General features: G+C 52.3%; 9 protein-coding genes and 3 pseudogenes. 10 read left to right on the top strand and 2 right to left on the bottom strand.

The window, feature by feature from the left end:
• Nucleotides 1–74 precede the first annotated feature (74 nt).
• The 3 genes and pseudogenes from JQN59_RS21650 to tssB form a co-directional block, all read left to right on the top strand.
• Complete coding sequence (locus JQN59_RS21650) at nt 75–641, top strand: YagK/YfjJ domain-containing protein (protein WP_009652434.1); 567 nt, start codon at nt 75–77, stop codon at nt 639–641.
• 76 nt (nt 642–717) lie between these two features.
• Nucleotides 718–1,323, top strand: coding sequence for a DUF2913 family protein (locus JQN59_RS21645; RefSeq protein ID WP_009652485.1), 606 nt, complete (start codon nt 718–720; stop codon nt 1,321–1,323).
• Nucleotides 1,324–2,059: 736 nt separating this feature from the next.
• Nucleotides 2,060–2,364: pseudogene (gene tssB, locus JQN59_RS21640) on the top strand (type VI secretion system contractile sheath small subunit); the annotation flags it as partial.
• On the opposite strand, the pseudogene JQN59_RS21635 reads toward tssB, so the two are convergent.
• A pseudogene (locus tag JQN59_RS21635) lies at nt 2,362–2,748 on the bottom strand (transposase); the annotation flags it as partial. The pseudogenes tssB and JQN59_RS21635 sit on opposite strands and share 3 nt — an antisense overlap.
• Before the next feature lie 272 nt (nt 2,749–3,020).
• Here JQN59_RS21635 and JQN59_RS21630 point away from each other — a divergent pair.
• From JQN59_RS21630 to JQN59_RS21610, 5 genes and pseudogenes are all read left to right on the top strand, one after another.
• Nucleotides 3,021–3,146, top strand: a pseudogene (locus JQN59_RS21630) (hypothetical protein); the annotation flags it as partial.
• Between the two features lie 546 nt (nt 3,147–3,692).
• Complete coding sequence (locus tag JQN59_RS21625; RefSeq protein ID WP_009652401.1) at nt 3,693–4,907, top strand: efflux RND transporter periplasmic adaptor subunit; 1,215 nt, start codon at nt 3,693–3,695, stop codon at nt 4,905–4,907.
• Nucleotides 4,907–8,080: an efflux RND transporter permease subunit gene (locus JQN59_RS21620; RefSeq protein WP_009652455.1), complete on the top strand. Its 3,174-nt coding sequence runs from the start codon at nt 4,907–4,909 to the stop codon at nt 8,078–8,080. Before JQN59_RS21625 ends, JQN59_RS21620 begins: the two co-directional genes overlap by 1 nt.
• 17 nt (nt 8,081–8,097) lie before the next feature.
• Nucleotides 8,098–9,567, top strand: coding sequence for an efflux transporter outer membrane subunit (locus JQN59_RS21615; RefSeq protein WP_009652383.1), 1,470 nt, complete (start codon nt 8,098–8,100; stop codon nt 9,565–9,567).
• A 345-nt stretch (nt 9,568–9,912) separates the two neighbouring features.
• Nucleotides 9,913–10,104 (top strand): heavy-metal-associated domain-containing protein, encoded by a 192-nt coding sequence (locus tag JQN59_RS21610; protein ID WP_016154448.1) that lies wholly within the window; start codon nt 9,913–9,915, stop codon nt 10,102–10,104.
• Between the two features lie 1,619 nt (nt 10,105–11,723).
• On the opposite strand, the gene JQN59_RS21605 is transcribed toward JQN59_RS21610, so the two are convergent.
• Nucleotides 11,724–12,509 (bottom strand): MipA/OmpV family protein, encoded by a 786-nt coding sequence (locus tag JQN59_RS21605; protein WP_016154445.1) that lies wholly within the window; start codon nt 12,507–12,509, stop codon nt 11,724–11,726.
• Nucleotides 12,510–12,636: 127 nt separating this feature from the next.
• Between JQN59_RS21605 and JQN59_RS21600 the strand changes: the two genes are divergently transcribed.
• Together JQN59_RS21600 and JQN59_RS21595 are read left to right on the top strand one after the other, a co-directional pair.
• Complete coding sequence (locus JQN59_RS21600) at nt 12,637–13,332, top strand: response regulator (protein ID WP_009652481.1); 696 nt, start codon at nt 12,637–12,639, stop codon at nt 13,330–13,332.
• Nucleotides 13,329–14,495 carry a sensor histidine kinase gene (locus JQN59_RS21595; protein WP_009652412.1) on the top strand — a complete coding sequence of 389 codons (1,167 nt, stop codon included), beginning with the start codon at nt 13,329–13,331 and terminating at the stop codon, nt 14,493–14,495. The genes JQN59_RS21600 and JQN59_RS21595 overlap by 4 nt, the downstream gene beginning before the upstream one ends.
• Nucleotides 14,496–14,510: the final 15 nt, after the last annotated feature.

Genomic DNA, 14,510 nt, shown 5'->3' with positions numbered 1-14,510 from the left:
TCCCCGTCTTTATGAACCAGATACCGCCGTAGAGGCGGTGTCCTCCCTGATTTAACCTAAAGAGAGTCTGCATTATGAATCATTCTTACATACGGGCGTCTGATGCTGTCAGCGCGGATGCCGTCAGCACGCGTGCATTTCTGCAACAGGCCGTTGACCATTACCCGCGACTGGCGGCATTCAGCTTTACGCTGGCGCTACCGTATCGTGAAGCCATGAGCGAATACCGGTCATTGATTCTGCGTTTTCACTCTGAAGTCTGGCAGCGCACCGGCGAATATTCGCGCCAGCGTCAGCAGGCACGACATCGTTCACTCCCGACGCTGTTACGCTGGATATGGGAGACGGCCAGCGCACCGGAGTGCAAAATGGTGCTGCTGCTCAATCTCGATACGCTGGGTACAGGGCGAAACCTGCAACTGACCGACAGTGCGCCTCCGGGGCTTAACGCCATCATCGCCGACGCATGGCAAAAGGTGACCGGTACCGCCTGCACTGACGGTGTAACGAGTATGACGCAGATCATTATTAACCGCGTCGCTCAGGGAGTCTTCGCAACACCCTTTAACCAGCTTACCGTGCATGTTAAGGCCATGTCAGAGCCAATAGCAACGGCCAGAACGGGGATGATTTGTCCGTGAAAGTAATAGCTTCTCTAATTAATGGGGGAGTTATCCAGGTCTTCCCCGGTGTCTGCAGCGCCGATATAATCCCTGAATGAAAAAAGCTCACGATACCTTACCCCCGGAACAAACCGTCACAGCACTTGCGCATTTCGCCTGGTGCGCCCTTGTCGCCTTACGTACCGCTCAGCAGGATGGTCAGGCATTGTCGCCACTCAGCACGCATGCATTTATACTGCGCTGGTTAACGGTGGCGTATAAGCAAAAACGGTTTCCACGTGCAATCGCATCTGATATTGAGGGATTGCTGACGCTGGGGCGTAACAAAGGCCTTGCCGCCAGCTTATTCAGTCGTCTGGAATATCTGTGGTCTTCGTGCACCGGACCGGTGTCAGCGCAGTCGGATTTGTATCGGCTGACGTACGCAATTGAACAGCTTAAATCGCGGGGCTGGGTCAATGCAGCGGTGAGTGACAGGGACTGGGACAATGAAACGCTTCTGGCCCTGGAATACAGCGATGCGAATGCACTGCTGGTAAGGAAGTCGGCACTGACCTGCGGATTTTCGGATGGAGGGAAACTCGTTGCGCCGGTTGAGTTTCTTGTGAATGGCGACTTGTCAGCCTGTATGGCTGTTTTTGCGGCTCATACACTGTCGGCTGTCATGCTGGAGTCGAATCGGATCGTGTTACAACCTTGAGCAGTAAAACAACCGTTCTCAACCCGCAGCAAAGCTCATCACTGTCCACGTCTGTCTTTCTGTAAACCGAACGGGTGTTGTTCCTGGTCGCGCTAATGCACCGGCGGCTGAGATATTCATATCGCTGGTACAGGTATGAGATATGCGTAAAGTCCGGGCGTTGCAATTCCTTTAATCTGAAAAAAAATAAATAAGCCCGGTTTACGTGAATAATAAGAAATGATGGAAACCTGAAACTGTCGCCAGTTTTTCACATGCTCAGTCACGTCCAGCTTCTCAATTTCTGATAAAAGTACAAAATCAGATATTTCACGTGACTGGTGATATTTTGTACAAATATACACCCTAAGCCAAATTGATCATTTTCTGTACATCCTTATCCCGCGGGGCCTGAAGGGTTATGGTGTAAAATTTTTATAAATCAGAAAGATGATATTTTTTTTGTTAAAAGCCAGGAATGTAAATCTTTGTTACATTTTTTCATTTTCGATCTGGCAGGGAACGTTCCCAAACTCCAGCCATTGGGCCTTATCCGAAATTTTTCATTTCAGACAAATACCCAGAAAATACAGTGTCGACATGCTGGTGGATGGAATGCGCCCGCTTTTTTTGGTTCCGGGATTTTTATTTACGTCGGATGACGCGAACCGGAAAGTTGTTCTGGCTGGGTAATTTTTTCTTATTTATTTTTCACTGGCATTGACCGTTTCTATCACTCCATAGAACAGGGACAGCCATGTCTAATTCTTCCTTTCAGTCCGAAATCCCTAAAGCGCGTATTAATTTAAAACTTGATTTGCATACCGGTGGTGCGAGCAAGAAAACGGAGCTCCCCCTGAAATTGCTCGTGGCGGGCGACTTCAGTAATGGTCAGGAGTCTGCCCCTTGTCTGAGCGCAAAAAAGTTGATTTGAATAAAAATAATTGTGATTCTGTCATTTCTGAATATTCCCCAAAAGTCAATCTTACCGTTAAAAACACGCTTGCTGATGATGGCAGTGAAGACAACATCAGTCTGACCTTCCGGAGCATGAAGGACTACCAGCGTCGGTGAGACATCCGCGTCATACAACTCTTTGAACGCAGCCACTATCTCACGGGTGGTCATCCCTTTGGCGTACAGTGACAGGATTTGGTTATCCATCCCGGTGATCCGGGTCTGGTTTTTCTTCACCAGTTGGGGCTCGAAGGAGCCGTCACGATCGCACGGCGTACGCAGTTCCAGCGGGCCATCGCCGGTGGTAACGGTTTTTGTGAAATAGCCGTTGCGGGAGTTGGCACCCGGTTTAGACTGATGTTTACCGTAGCCGAGGTGATGGAGCATTTCGGCGTTGAGGCGGCGCTCAACGTTGATTTTTTTCAGCAGGCGATCGAACTGGTTGAGATCGTCAGGGGTTTTGAGATTTTTGGTCAGTTCGTTAGCCAGAGCCTACAACTGTTTTTCGTCCATAAAGTAACCTGCTTTTGATGTTGAATTGAACATATCAAAATCAGGCAATTACACAAACTTGTGTACAGGCTCCATACAGCTAACCCGGCCCGTCACATCGTAATGTCAACCCGTAATGCATAACATCATGCAGCGTTCCATTAATGAGTCGGGAATCATATTCAACCTTCTTGAATCGCCACGGGTAATCTAGACACTTCCGAGCCGTTGATGGACTGACCCCACCCCGGTAGACGATCCTGCCCTATAGTAACGAGCGCATGGCAGACATGTCCCCGTTCTGGATGCTAAATGTTCTGAACAGCGCCGAACTGGTACTGGGGCAGTATCAGCGCCTGCAGCACAGCCCGCCAAGTACTGTGGTTCCGACCTTAATGGGGGCCGCCAGCTGTCAGTAAAGGTCAGTGTCTGACCCCGGAGACACGCGGACAGCCAAGCACCTACCAATCATCTGCTGGTCCCGCGCTAGCAAATCAGCCAGTTGCGTAAAGAAATGCGGCATGTTGTGCCGCTGGTTCTGAATGGTCAGGTTGGCAGCGCGATGACGAATGACATGCTGCCGCAGGCGGCTATCCCGGGAGAAGGGGGAAGGTCTGGCGTGAGTCTTCAGCGGTGAGCTCAATTGCTGCATGGGTCACTACCTTCGCCATATCTTGAGCATACTACCGGAGTAGTCCAGCAACAAAGTGGCCGAACTACTTCCATGGAACGTGGTTCTTCCCGATAAATAATCGTCAATACGGCGCTCGTTTAACGCTTACACATTAAATATTAATTAAGCCTGATTGGATGTTTTTCATTTTTTTTAATTGGTGTGCTTGACCTTCCAGTAACATCAACCTTTAGCCTTGTAAGAAATTGCTACAGCGCCGTTTTCGGATGGGCCGGGGCTGCCTGTGGCGTATGAAAGGATCACTGTTATGAAAATGAAAATTGGGGTTCTGATTGTGTCGGCCGCAATCATCGCCACTGCCGGGATTGCGTTTGCCCGGGATAGTGGCGGCAACGATGAGCCGGCCGCAGCGGCCGCACCTATGGCTCCCCAGGTTCCCGTAGCCGAAGTGCTCTCGCGTCAGATAGTCCCTTCGGCAGAGTTTACCGGTTCATTGGCGGCCCCAAAAACCGTAGAGCTACGCCCACGCGTTGGCGGTACCATCGACGCTGTCAGCGTACCTGAAGGCAGCATGGTGCGTCAGGGGCAGCTGCTGTTCCAAATTGATCCTCGTCCATTCCAGGTGGCTCTTGACAGCGCGCAAGCACGACTCAAGCAGGCAGAAGCGCTGGCTATCCAGGCCAATCGCGATTTTGAACGAGTTGGTCGGCTGGTGAACAATGGCGCGGTATCCCGGAAAGATTACGATGACGCCGCTTCTACACGTCATGCTCGTCAGGCTGAGGTGCAGGCTGCAAAGGCCGAGGTTGCGGCGGCGAAACTGGACTTGTCTTATTCGCGCGTGGTGGCACCGATTACCGGCCGCGTGGATCGCATGCTGGTGACTGAGGGAAATCTGGTCAGCGGCGGTGGTACGGGATCTGCGACGCTATTGACAACGATTGTTTCCGTCAATCCGCTATACGCTTACTTTGATATTGACGAAGCGACGTTCCTTAATTCAGTCAGCAAGGCACGTCCTGACGCAGTTAACAAGGTGGAAGAGCGTTTACCCGTGCATGTTGGGCTGGCGACAGAAAAAGGTTTCCCGCATCAGGGAACGCTCGATTTTGTCGGGAATCAGATCGATCGTAGTACCGGTACTGTCAGGGTACGTGCCGTAATCCCTAACGACGATGGGAAACTGACGCCAGGTGCCTTTGCCCGCGTGCAGCTGGCCACCGGTGCGGCACATCAGGCGATTCTGATTGACGATCAGGCGATAGGGAGCGATCAGGGACGCAACTATGTCCTGGTGGTGGGTGCGGATAATAAGGCGCAGTATCGCCCGATTGAGCTGGGCGCGGTGGTTGATGGTTTGCGCGTGGTCAAGAGTGGCCTGAAAGCCGGTGAGAACATTATTATCAAGGGGCTGGTGCGTCCCGGTATGGCGGTGACGCCGCGTTTGACCCCGATGCAGGCTTCTGGCGCGTCGGTTAGCGAGGGGGAAAAAGCCGGCTCCGTTGAAGGGGGAGGCCAATAATGAAATTCCCACACTTCTTCATCCAGCGGCCTATTTTCGCGATTGTGTTATCGGTGTTTATGCTGATAGCTGGCGCTCTGGCTTTCTTTCAGCTTCCGCTGAGTGAATACCCATCGGTAACACCGCCTACCGTGCAGGTTTCGGCAAGCTACCCTGGTGCTAACCCTAAGGTGATTGCTGACACCGTTGCTGCTCCACTGGAACAGGCAATCAACGGGGTGGAAGGCATGTTGTACATGAGTTCCCAGATGTCTGCCGACGGTCGAATGGTCTTGACGATTTCATTCCGGCAGGGAACCGACCCCGATATTGCGCAGATTCAGGTGCAGAACCGGGTTTCTCGGGCCTTGCCGCGCTTGCCGACTGAGGTGCAGCAGATCGGTGTCGTGACGGAGAAAACGTCACCGGATATCCTCATGGTTGTGCATATATTTGCACAGGGCGATCGCTACGATCCGCTTTATGTTTCCAACTATGCCATGTTGAACGTGCGTGATGAGCTATCACGCTTGCCAGGTATTGCCAGCGTCACGCTTGGGGGCGAGGGTGAATACGCGATGCGCGTCTGGCTGGATCCGACCAAAGTCGCTTCCCGCGGTTTGACGGCCAGTGATGTGACCGCAGCAATTCGTGAGCAGAATGTCCAGGTCGCGGCCGGTTCTGTCGGTCAACAGCCGAACAGCTCCTCAGCCTTCGAAGTCAGTATCAATGCCCAGGGGCGTCTGACCACCGTTGAGCAGTTTGGCGATATCGTGATCAAAGCTGGCGCTGACGGGCAGGTTACCCGCCTGCGCGATGTTGCGCGTCTGGAATTGGGATCGGACAACTATTCCCTGCGCAGCCTGCTGGACGATAAAAATGCCGTGGGTATGCACATCGTTATGACGCCAGGCGCCAATGCGCTGGACGTCTCTGCCTCGGTTCGGGCGACGATGGCGAGGCTGCAGGCCAACTTCCCGGAAGGTATCGAATACCGTATCGCTTATGACCCGACAGTGTTTGTCAGCGCCTCGTTGAAATCAGTGGCAATGACGTTGCTGGAGGCGACGGTGTTGGTGGTACTGGTGGTGATGCTGTTCCTGCAAACCTGGCGGGCTTCGATCATCCCTCTGGTCGCGGTACCTATTTCGTTGGTCGGTACTTTCGCCCTCATGTATTTGTTCGGCTTTTCGCTCAACACGCTGTCGTTGTTTGGTCTGGTGTTATCGATTGGTATCGTTGTCGATGATGCCATTGTGGTGGTTGAAAACGTCGAACGGCATATTGCACAGGGCCGTTCTCCGAAAGAAGCGGCAAGAAGGGCCATGGACGAGGTGACTGGCCCTATTTTAGCCATTACTTCCGTTTTGGCTGCTGTGTTTATTCCTTCTGCGTTCCTGTCAGGATTGCAGGGGGAGTTCTATCGCCAGTTCGCGCTGACCATCGCCATTTCGACGATCTTGTCTGCGATCAACTCGTTGACGTTGTCGCCGGCGCTGGCATCGGTTCTGCTTAGACCCCATCAGGATATGGCGCAGGCCGACAGGTTGACGCGCATCATGGATCGCGTATTCGGTGGTTTCTTCCGTCGCTTTAACGCTTTCTTCGATAGATTGTCGAACAACTACGTTGGCGCAGTCCGCCGGGCCGTACGCGGCAGTATCATCGTGCTGGTGCTGTATGCCGGTTTCCTGGGCCTGACACTGTTGGGGTTCCAGCAGGTTCCTAACGGTTTTGTGCCCGCTCAGGACAAATACTATCTGGTTGGGATTGCTCAATTGCCTTCCGGCGCCTCGTTGGATCGCACGGAAGCCGTAGTGAAAGAGATGTCCCGAATTGCGCTGGCGGAACCTGGAGTGGAAAGCGTCGTGGCGTTTCCTGGGTTGTCGGTAAACGGCCCTAACATGCCTAACTCCGCATTGATGTTTACCATGCTGAAACCCTTCAGTGAACGTAAGGATCCTTCGCTGTCTGCCGAGGCTATTGCCGGTAGCCTGATGGGGAAATTTAGCCAGATACCTGACGGTTTTGTCGGGATCTTCCCGCCACCACCGGTACCGGGGCTGGGCAGCATGGGAGGATTTAAACTCCAGATCGAAGACCGGGCAGGGCTTGGCTTTGAAGAGCTGACCCGTGTTCAAGGGATGGTTATGGCGAAGGCCATGCAGGCTCCTGAACTGGCAGGGATGATGGCCAGTTTCCAGACCAACGCACCTCAGTTGCAGGTTGATATCGACCGCGTCAAAGCCAAGTCTCAGGGCGTCGCACTGACCGATATCTTTGATACGTTGCAGGTGAATCTGGGGTCGCTGTATGTAAATGACTTTAACCGCTTCGGTCGTACGTATCGGGTGATCACTCAGGCGGATGCGCAATTCCGTATGCAGCCTGAAGATATCGGGTTGCTTAAAGTGCGTAATGCCGCGGGTGACATGATCCCACTGGGAACGCTGGTGAACATTACCCGTACCTCTGGACCAGACCGTGTTATGCGTTACAACGGTTATCCGTCGGCGGATATTACCGGTGGCGCAGCGCCTGGCTACTCCTCCGGACAGGCAACGGCAGCTATTGAGAAGATCGTTAGTGAAACGCTGCCTGAGGGAATGACATACGAATGGACCGATCTGACTTACCAGGAGAAGCAGACTGGCAACTCGGCGCTGTATATCTTCCCGTTGGCGGTGTTCCTGGCGTTCCTGATCCTGGCCGCACAATACAACAGCTGGTCGCTGCCGTTTGCGGTGCTGTTAATTGCCCCAATGGCATTACTTTCCGCGATCGCCGGGGTTTGGCTATCGAATGGAGATAACAACATCTTCACGCAGATTGGTTTTGTGGTGCTGGTGGGACTGGCGGCGAAAAACGCAATCCTGATCGTCGAGTTCGCTCGCGCCAGAGAGAGTGAAGGCGTCGATCCTCTGGCTGCTGTGCTGGAGGCCGCTCGCCTGCGTCTGCGCCCGATACTGATGACCTCGTTGGCATTTATTGCGGGGGTTGTGCCTTTGGTGATCGCGAGCGGTGCCGGTGCGGAAATGCGTCATGCCATGGGGATTGCCGTGTTTGCCGGGATGCTGGGGGTGACGCTGTTCGGACTCTTGTTGACGCCAGTGTTCTATGTCGTGGTCCGTAAGCTGGTTATTCGCCGGGAAATCAAGCAGGCACAGCGGGCAATCAGTGATTCACGGCCATGACGGGCGGAGAGAGAATAATGAAAGCAGAGTATGAAATGAACCATCGTATTAATAAACTCTCGGTGCTGGCGATGGCGCTGGTATTGGCCGGTTGTACTATGGCGCCGGACTACGAACGGCCTTCTGCACCAACGAGCTCAAGCTATCCTTCGGGAGCGGCTTATGCTCAGGGAACAGTTTCAGCGGCTCAGACTGCCGTGGCTGATATCGGTTGGCGCGATTTCTATCGTGATCCGTTGTTGCAACAATTACTTGAGGTCGCGTTGGCAAACAACCGCGATCTGCGCAAGTCGGTGCTGGATGTTGAGGCCGCGCGGGCTCAGTACCGGATCCGTCGTGCCGATATGTTGCCAACACTGAATGTGGATGCGGGCGCTACCGTGCAGCGTCTGCCCGCAGATGTCAGCCCGAGTGGTACAACGCAGATAACGCGGAGTTATGACGTTAATGGTGCGGTGTCAGCCTGGGAGCTGGATTTGTGGGGACGGGTTCGTAGCCTCAGCGATCGGGCGCTGGCAACGTACCTGGCGTTGGATGAAACACGGATTGCGGCAAGGCTGAGCCTGCTCGCTGAGGTGACAAACGCTTATCTGACGTTGCGTGCGGATCAGGAGTTGCTGCAACTGGCTCACGATACGCTGAGCACGCAAAAGAGGACTTACGCATTGACCCAGGCGCTGTTTGATGCGGGTAATGCAACGCAAATTGATTTGCGGCGCGCAGAGATTGCGTTGCGTACTGCGGAAGTCAGTCAGGCTGCTTATACGAGGGTGGCGGCGCAGGATCGCAATGCACTGGTTTTGCTTTTAGGGCAGCCATTGACGGCCGAACTCTCGGCCAGCCTGGATAAGGCGAATACCTTGCCCGATGACATCATCCCTTCCGCGTTGCCGGCGGGCTTGCCGGCAGAATTGCTGGTGCGTCGTCCGGATGTCCGTGCGGCAGAGCAGCAACTGCGTGCGGCCAATGCCAATATCGGGGCCGCTCGCGCGGCATTTTTCCCGGCAATCAGTTTGACAGGATCGGCTGGTACGGCCAGTTCGAGTCTGGACGGGTTGTTCGAGCCGGGGTCAGCGGCCTGGAGTTTTGTTCCGCAAATCTCGTTGCCTATTTTCCGGGGAGGCGCTCTGCGCGCCAATCTGGACCTAGCCCAGGTACAAAAGCGCATCGAAATTGCGAATTACGAGAAGGCGATTCAGGTTGCCTTCCGCGAAGTGGCTGATGGCCTGGCGGGCAGACAAACCCTGGACGATCAATTCCGTTCAGAACAATTGTTGGTGCAGGCCAGCCAGGCTAACTATGAATTGGCCTCACAGCGCTTCCGGGCCGGTATTGACGATAATCTGGCGGAGCTTGACGCGCAACGAGCGCTGTTCAGTGCACAGCAAACTCTGGTTCAGACCCGACTGGCGCGAATGAGCAATTTGGTCAATTTGTATAAAGCGCTGGGGGGCGGATGGACAGAAAGCTCTCCGGCTAAGCCATAACTCTCCGGGCAGGTTAACGCCACTGTCTGGCGATAAGGTCGGCAATACGTGGGTGGAGGGATAAAACCGCCCGCGTATTGCATTGTCGTAGGGATAAGGGGTTACGGCGCGGCAACCACTTCTTTTACTGCGAGGACTGCTACGTCTTCGTCTTGTTGCCCGACAGCCGGCAGAAAGCACAACTGAACGGTTTACTTGAAATACTTTGGGGCAGTATATATCCCCACCTCAGGTGAAACGCTTAGTCAGAGAATATAAGCACGAAAATTTTTGGCGATAGGGCTTGACCTTACAACGGTGGCAAGTTCTATCATTGAAGTTACTACAACTAAATAGGATATATATATGCAATTACATCTAGAAAATATGACATGCGGCGGATGTGCCCGGACAGTGACTAAAGTGATTCAAAATATTGATCCTGAGGCAAGTATCATAACTGATCCACCGACTCGTAAGATCGAAGTGAAAACTTCTTTATCTACTGAACAAGTTGCTAATGCTTTACGTGAGGCAGGTTTTCCTCCGAGAGAGTAGTTAACTAAAAATGGTTACCTCCCCGCTGTGGTAACCATTTTTTATCATGTATCCTTACGGTTAGAAGTATTTCTGTTATTATTATGCACCATGGTGGGGTGTTTAGATGTCTTGAGTTGTAGTTTTGATTTAATATGTCTATTACTTAACTCACTAATTTTTTCTCTATGTTAAATGTATTGTGTTCAATATTTATGTGTGATTTACTAAATCATCGGTTTTTTCTTTTAAGGCCTCATTAATGTATCATGTGACGTCAAGTATTTGTGGAGGGAGTATTTGGTTTTTTTTAAATATATTAAGAACAGGGTGGTATGCCAAATTTATCATCATAAAAAGTAAGAAGAGCGAAGTATACGTAAACCAAACGCTGTAAGTTTAAGCATGCCATTTTTGTTCCATGCACTTCTTGATAGCTCCGGGTTTTCAGTCATCAGCCGATACCTCTTCCTGTATCAGGTTATTCAGAGATTCATGAGGCCGCTCGTTATTGTATTACCTCAGCCAGCATAATGTAATTCTCCCGTACCTCATTCTGAGTTCTAAATAGATTAAAATCCAGTATTTATGTCCGATAGCGGCGGTTAAACAGTTCTGCTTTGCATTAGTAACCCGCGTCCCCGGTAGGCGTTGATACGATATGCTTCCCGCAGAGAATGCACCGACTGGTATTTCTGTGCCGGCCTTAGAACTTTTGCTTCAGCATCTCCTGAAGCATCTCCTTGTCCACACTCAGGCCAGCCACCTGTTTCTTCAGTAGCTGATTTTCATCCTCCTGCTACCGCATGTGATTCAGTTCTGAATGAGAAATATCGCCTTATTCCTTACGGTATGTAATGGGATTGTCAGGGCATCGTACAATAGCGTGTTCGACAGCGTGATGAACTACTATCCAGAAGAGCTTGACCGTACGTTCGAGATAATTCTCGATAGCGTGGAGGCTCATATAAAGGTCTATGTGTCGGTCAAGAATCTTGATGCCAGTATGGCGGTAGAAGTACTCAATGAAGTAATATCAGCAAATATTATTGCTATCTAAAAATCAAAGAGACTGATATGTTAGTCTTAAAATAATAGTCAGTTAGAGACTCAACGGACGGAACAAACTAGCTGGCAGTTCGTACTATGCCCATACTATTATGGAATGACGATATTCAATTTATGTCAAATTTTTCAAGTATTCATTCGTCAATTCTGGTTAAGCTGGGATTCGGCCCATCTGACATGTGATGTCGTAGTTTTCCTGATATTTTCGTGGTCATTGTTTATGGGGGGGAGAAGAACCTCGGCGCAAAAGACTGTCGGTGCGGTCTTATTTAAGGTGCTAGGGTTTTCTTTCGCTATACATGATTTTATACTAGCGAGAATATAGATAAAGGATTTGGGAATGTAATGAATTTTAATGCTGTCCTCATATGCTATTATCCTGCGCTTATAATCCACTCCACTGAAAGTGTAATAGTACATGCTCCTGCTCGTAATCTTCCGGTGATATATCACTCAGGGCTTGAAGCCATTTCCAAGCCAGTAGATGACTCGCAAAACATCATCTGATATCAACATTCAAATATATGTTTCTGATAGTCCACTTTTCGGAGACTCTGCCAGTTCCTGGCGTGTCAGAATGTCCAGTTGATACCAGCAAAACCGCTGATATTGTCTCGCGCTGACACAACAGGACTGTCACTGGTTTTATCCGCAAGCCAGGCATATGAAGCGCCCAGTAGGGTGCCCCAGTGTTCATTAAACTGATGCTGCCAGCTCAGGGTAGTCTGCGTAGCATAAAATCCTGCGCTACGGTTGTATTCCCGGAAACCGGTTGTGCGGCTCTGGGCAGCATTAACGCCGTACCAGGTGTTAATGTACCGGGCGTCACCAAAAAGTGCCGCGCCCTGCAGGGCAACCGTATCTGTGTCGTTCTGCCAGGGCACGAGCGTCAGCGAGGCCTGGTACTGTACCCCCTGTGAATCCGTCAGCGGCAGAGTTGCACGGATTTCCGGGGTAAACCAGCTGTTCACCTGCCAGCCAACAGCAACCTGCGTGTTCAGTGCACCACGGATGTTTCCCATTCCTTTCAGTTTGTCAGAACCATCGCGCCACGATGAATTTTGATCGGCACGGCCAAAACTGTATCCGAACGCATTTTCAAAATAGAGGCCATTATCCGTCTGCAGGTCATAACCGATACCTTTTGTTGAGTCGAAGAAAAACGCGCCTTTACGGACCTGCAGGGAAGGCATCACTGTCCAGTGCTGCTTATCCGCGCCACTGTAGCGGGGGGCGTTTTCTCCCATTATCCCCACCGTCACTCCATCCTGATTGCCGCTGTCGGCAATAGCGGACCCGCAGGTCGCTGCCAGCAGGATCACTGTACACCCTGTTACAGACGAATACGTTGCCATCATATATCCCTCGTTTTATGTTTATGCATTACGGTAAGCTGTGACCCGCCCGGCCACCCGCAGTGGATTATGACGATGCTTTATCAAGACTCAGCGTGGAAACCATCAAGAAACCATCAAGGCAGAATGAATGAACACAAAACGTATTCTGATTATCGAGGACGACCGGGATGCGGCGAATGTGCTCGAAGCCTATCTTCGCCGTGAAAACTTCGGGGTCATACTGGCCCATGATGGAAAAGCAGGACTTGAAGCCGCCCTTACCCAGCATCCTGCACTTATTCTGCTTGATATCATGCTGCCGGGTATGACCGGAACAGAAATACTCAGCCGGCTGCGCCGCGAATCCGATGTTCCCGTGATAATGGTCACCGCAATGGGCGAGGCCCCGGACCGTATCGGGGCCTTACGCTTCGGTGCGGATGATTATGTCGTCAAACCTTATGATCCGGGTGAGGTCGTGGCCCGGGTGCAGGCGGTGTTACGGCGTGGGGCGGCAGCGCATGCTAGCGCTGAAAATTATCGCCGGGTGGGGGCCGTTGAACTCAACCGGGACACCATGTCAGTCGCTGTTATTCACGATGAAAACCGGGTGCACCTTGAGCTGACCCCCACCGAGTTTTCACTGCTGGACATGATGATGACCCGCCCCCGGAGCGTCTGTTCCCGTCAGACGCTGCTTGAACACTGCCTGCCGGAAAGTGATGCGCTGGAGAGGGTGGTTGATACACACATCTATAACCTACGCCGCAAACTGGAAAAAGCGGGGGTCAGCGGTGTGCTGACCAGCGTGAGAGGGATCGGTTACCGGTATCTGCAGCCATGAAAAAAAGAGAGTCCCGTTCATTATGGCGCTGGATTTGCGTCAGGGTGTTGTCGCTGGCGGCCGGCAGTGTCGTGCTTATCGCCCTGTGCATGTGGCTGCGTTTTGCCCTGCTGGATGCCTGGGTACAGCATCGGATGCCGGAGGCGGTACGACAGGAATTTCTGCATCTGCGGGAAAATCCCGATCTTAATCGCATCCGTTACCATGAAATTATTGATGACTGGTACGGACTGCAGTTCTCAGATCCGTCCATTGCGTCAACAGACTGGCTGACGCTGGGAGGGCTGGTCCTGTTTGTGACACCGCTGATAATTATGCTCGGTTTGCTGGCCGCCCGGCCTCTCGCCCGGCAGTTCGGTCTGCTGACGCGAGCCTCCGCAGCGATAGCGCAGGGGCGTTTTACCACTCGCTCAAAAATGGATGCAAGTGCGCCCTCTGAATTGATGTTGTTTACGCAGAACTTCAATACCATGGCCGAAAGACTTGAACGTTATGACCGGGAATTACGGGCATCTCATGTTGCAGCCGCGCATGAACTGCGCTCTCCACTGACGGCCGCGGTGGGCCGTCTACAGGGAATGATGGACGGCGTATTCCCGGCTGATAAAGCGCAGATGAATATGGTGATGAACCAGCTCCTGAGCCTCAGCCGTCTGATTGATGATTTGCACCTGCTCTCACTGGCTGATGCAGGGCAGCTTACGCTGAATAAACAACGCTTCTCACCCGCCGGATTACTGCAGGAAAAGATTGCCTGGCTACGGCCACAGGCTACCGCCGGGCATTTCGGTTACGACACGGATATCCCTCCGGGAGAATGTTGTGCGGACCCGCTGCGAATCGGACAGGTCTTTACCATTTTAATGGAGAACGCACTGCGTTACGCGACGGAAGGCGGGAAGCAAACGATACAGGGTTCCGTTCAGTCAGGCTACTGGACGTTCTCCTTCCGGGATTACGGCGCGGGCGTCGAACCGGATTTTCTGCCGGTGATGTTTGACCGGTTTACCCGTTCTGATGTTTCCCGTTCCCGTCATTCAGGAGGCAGTGGACTGGGTCTGTCGATTGCCAGAGCCATTTGTGAGTCTCACGGCGGAACGCTGACCGCCAGTATCCCGCAAGAGGGGAACGGACTCCTGTTTCGGGTGAAACTGCCCGTATGAGTTTTCTTTTTCACT

The organism is Citrobacter sp. B72, from assembly GCF_016894305.1.
Lineage (GTDB): Bacteria > Pseudomonadota > Gammaproteobacteria > Enterobacterales > Enterobacteriaceae > Citrobacter > Citrobacter portucalensis.
Note: the sequence above shows the minus strand (reverse complement) of the source record. Positions and strands in the feature narration are given on the sequence as shown.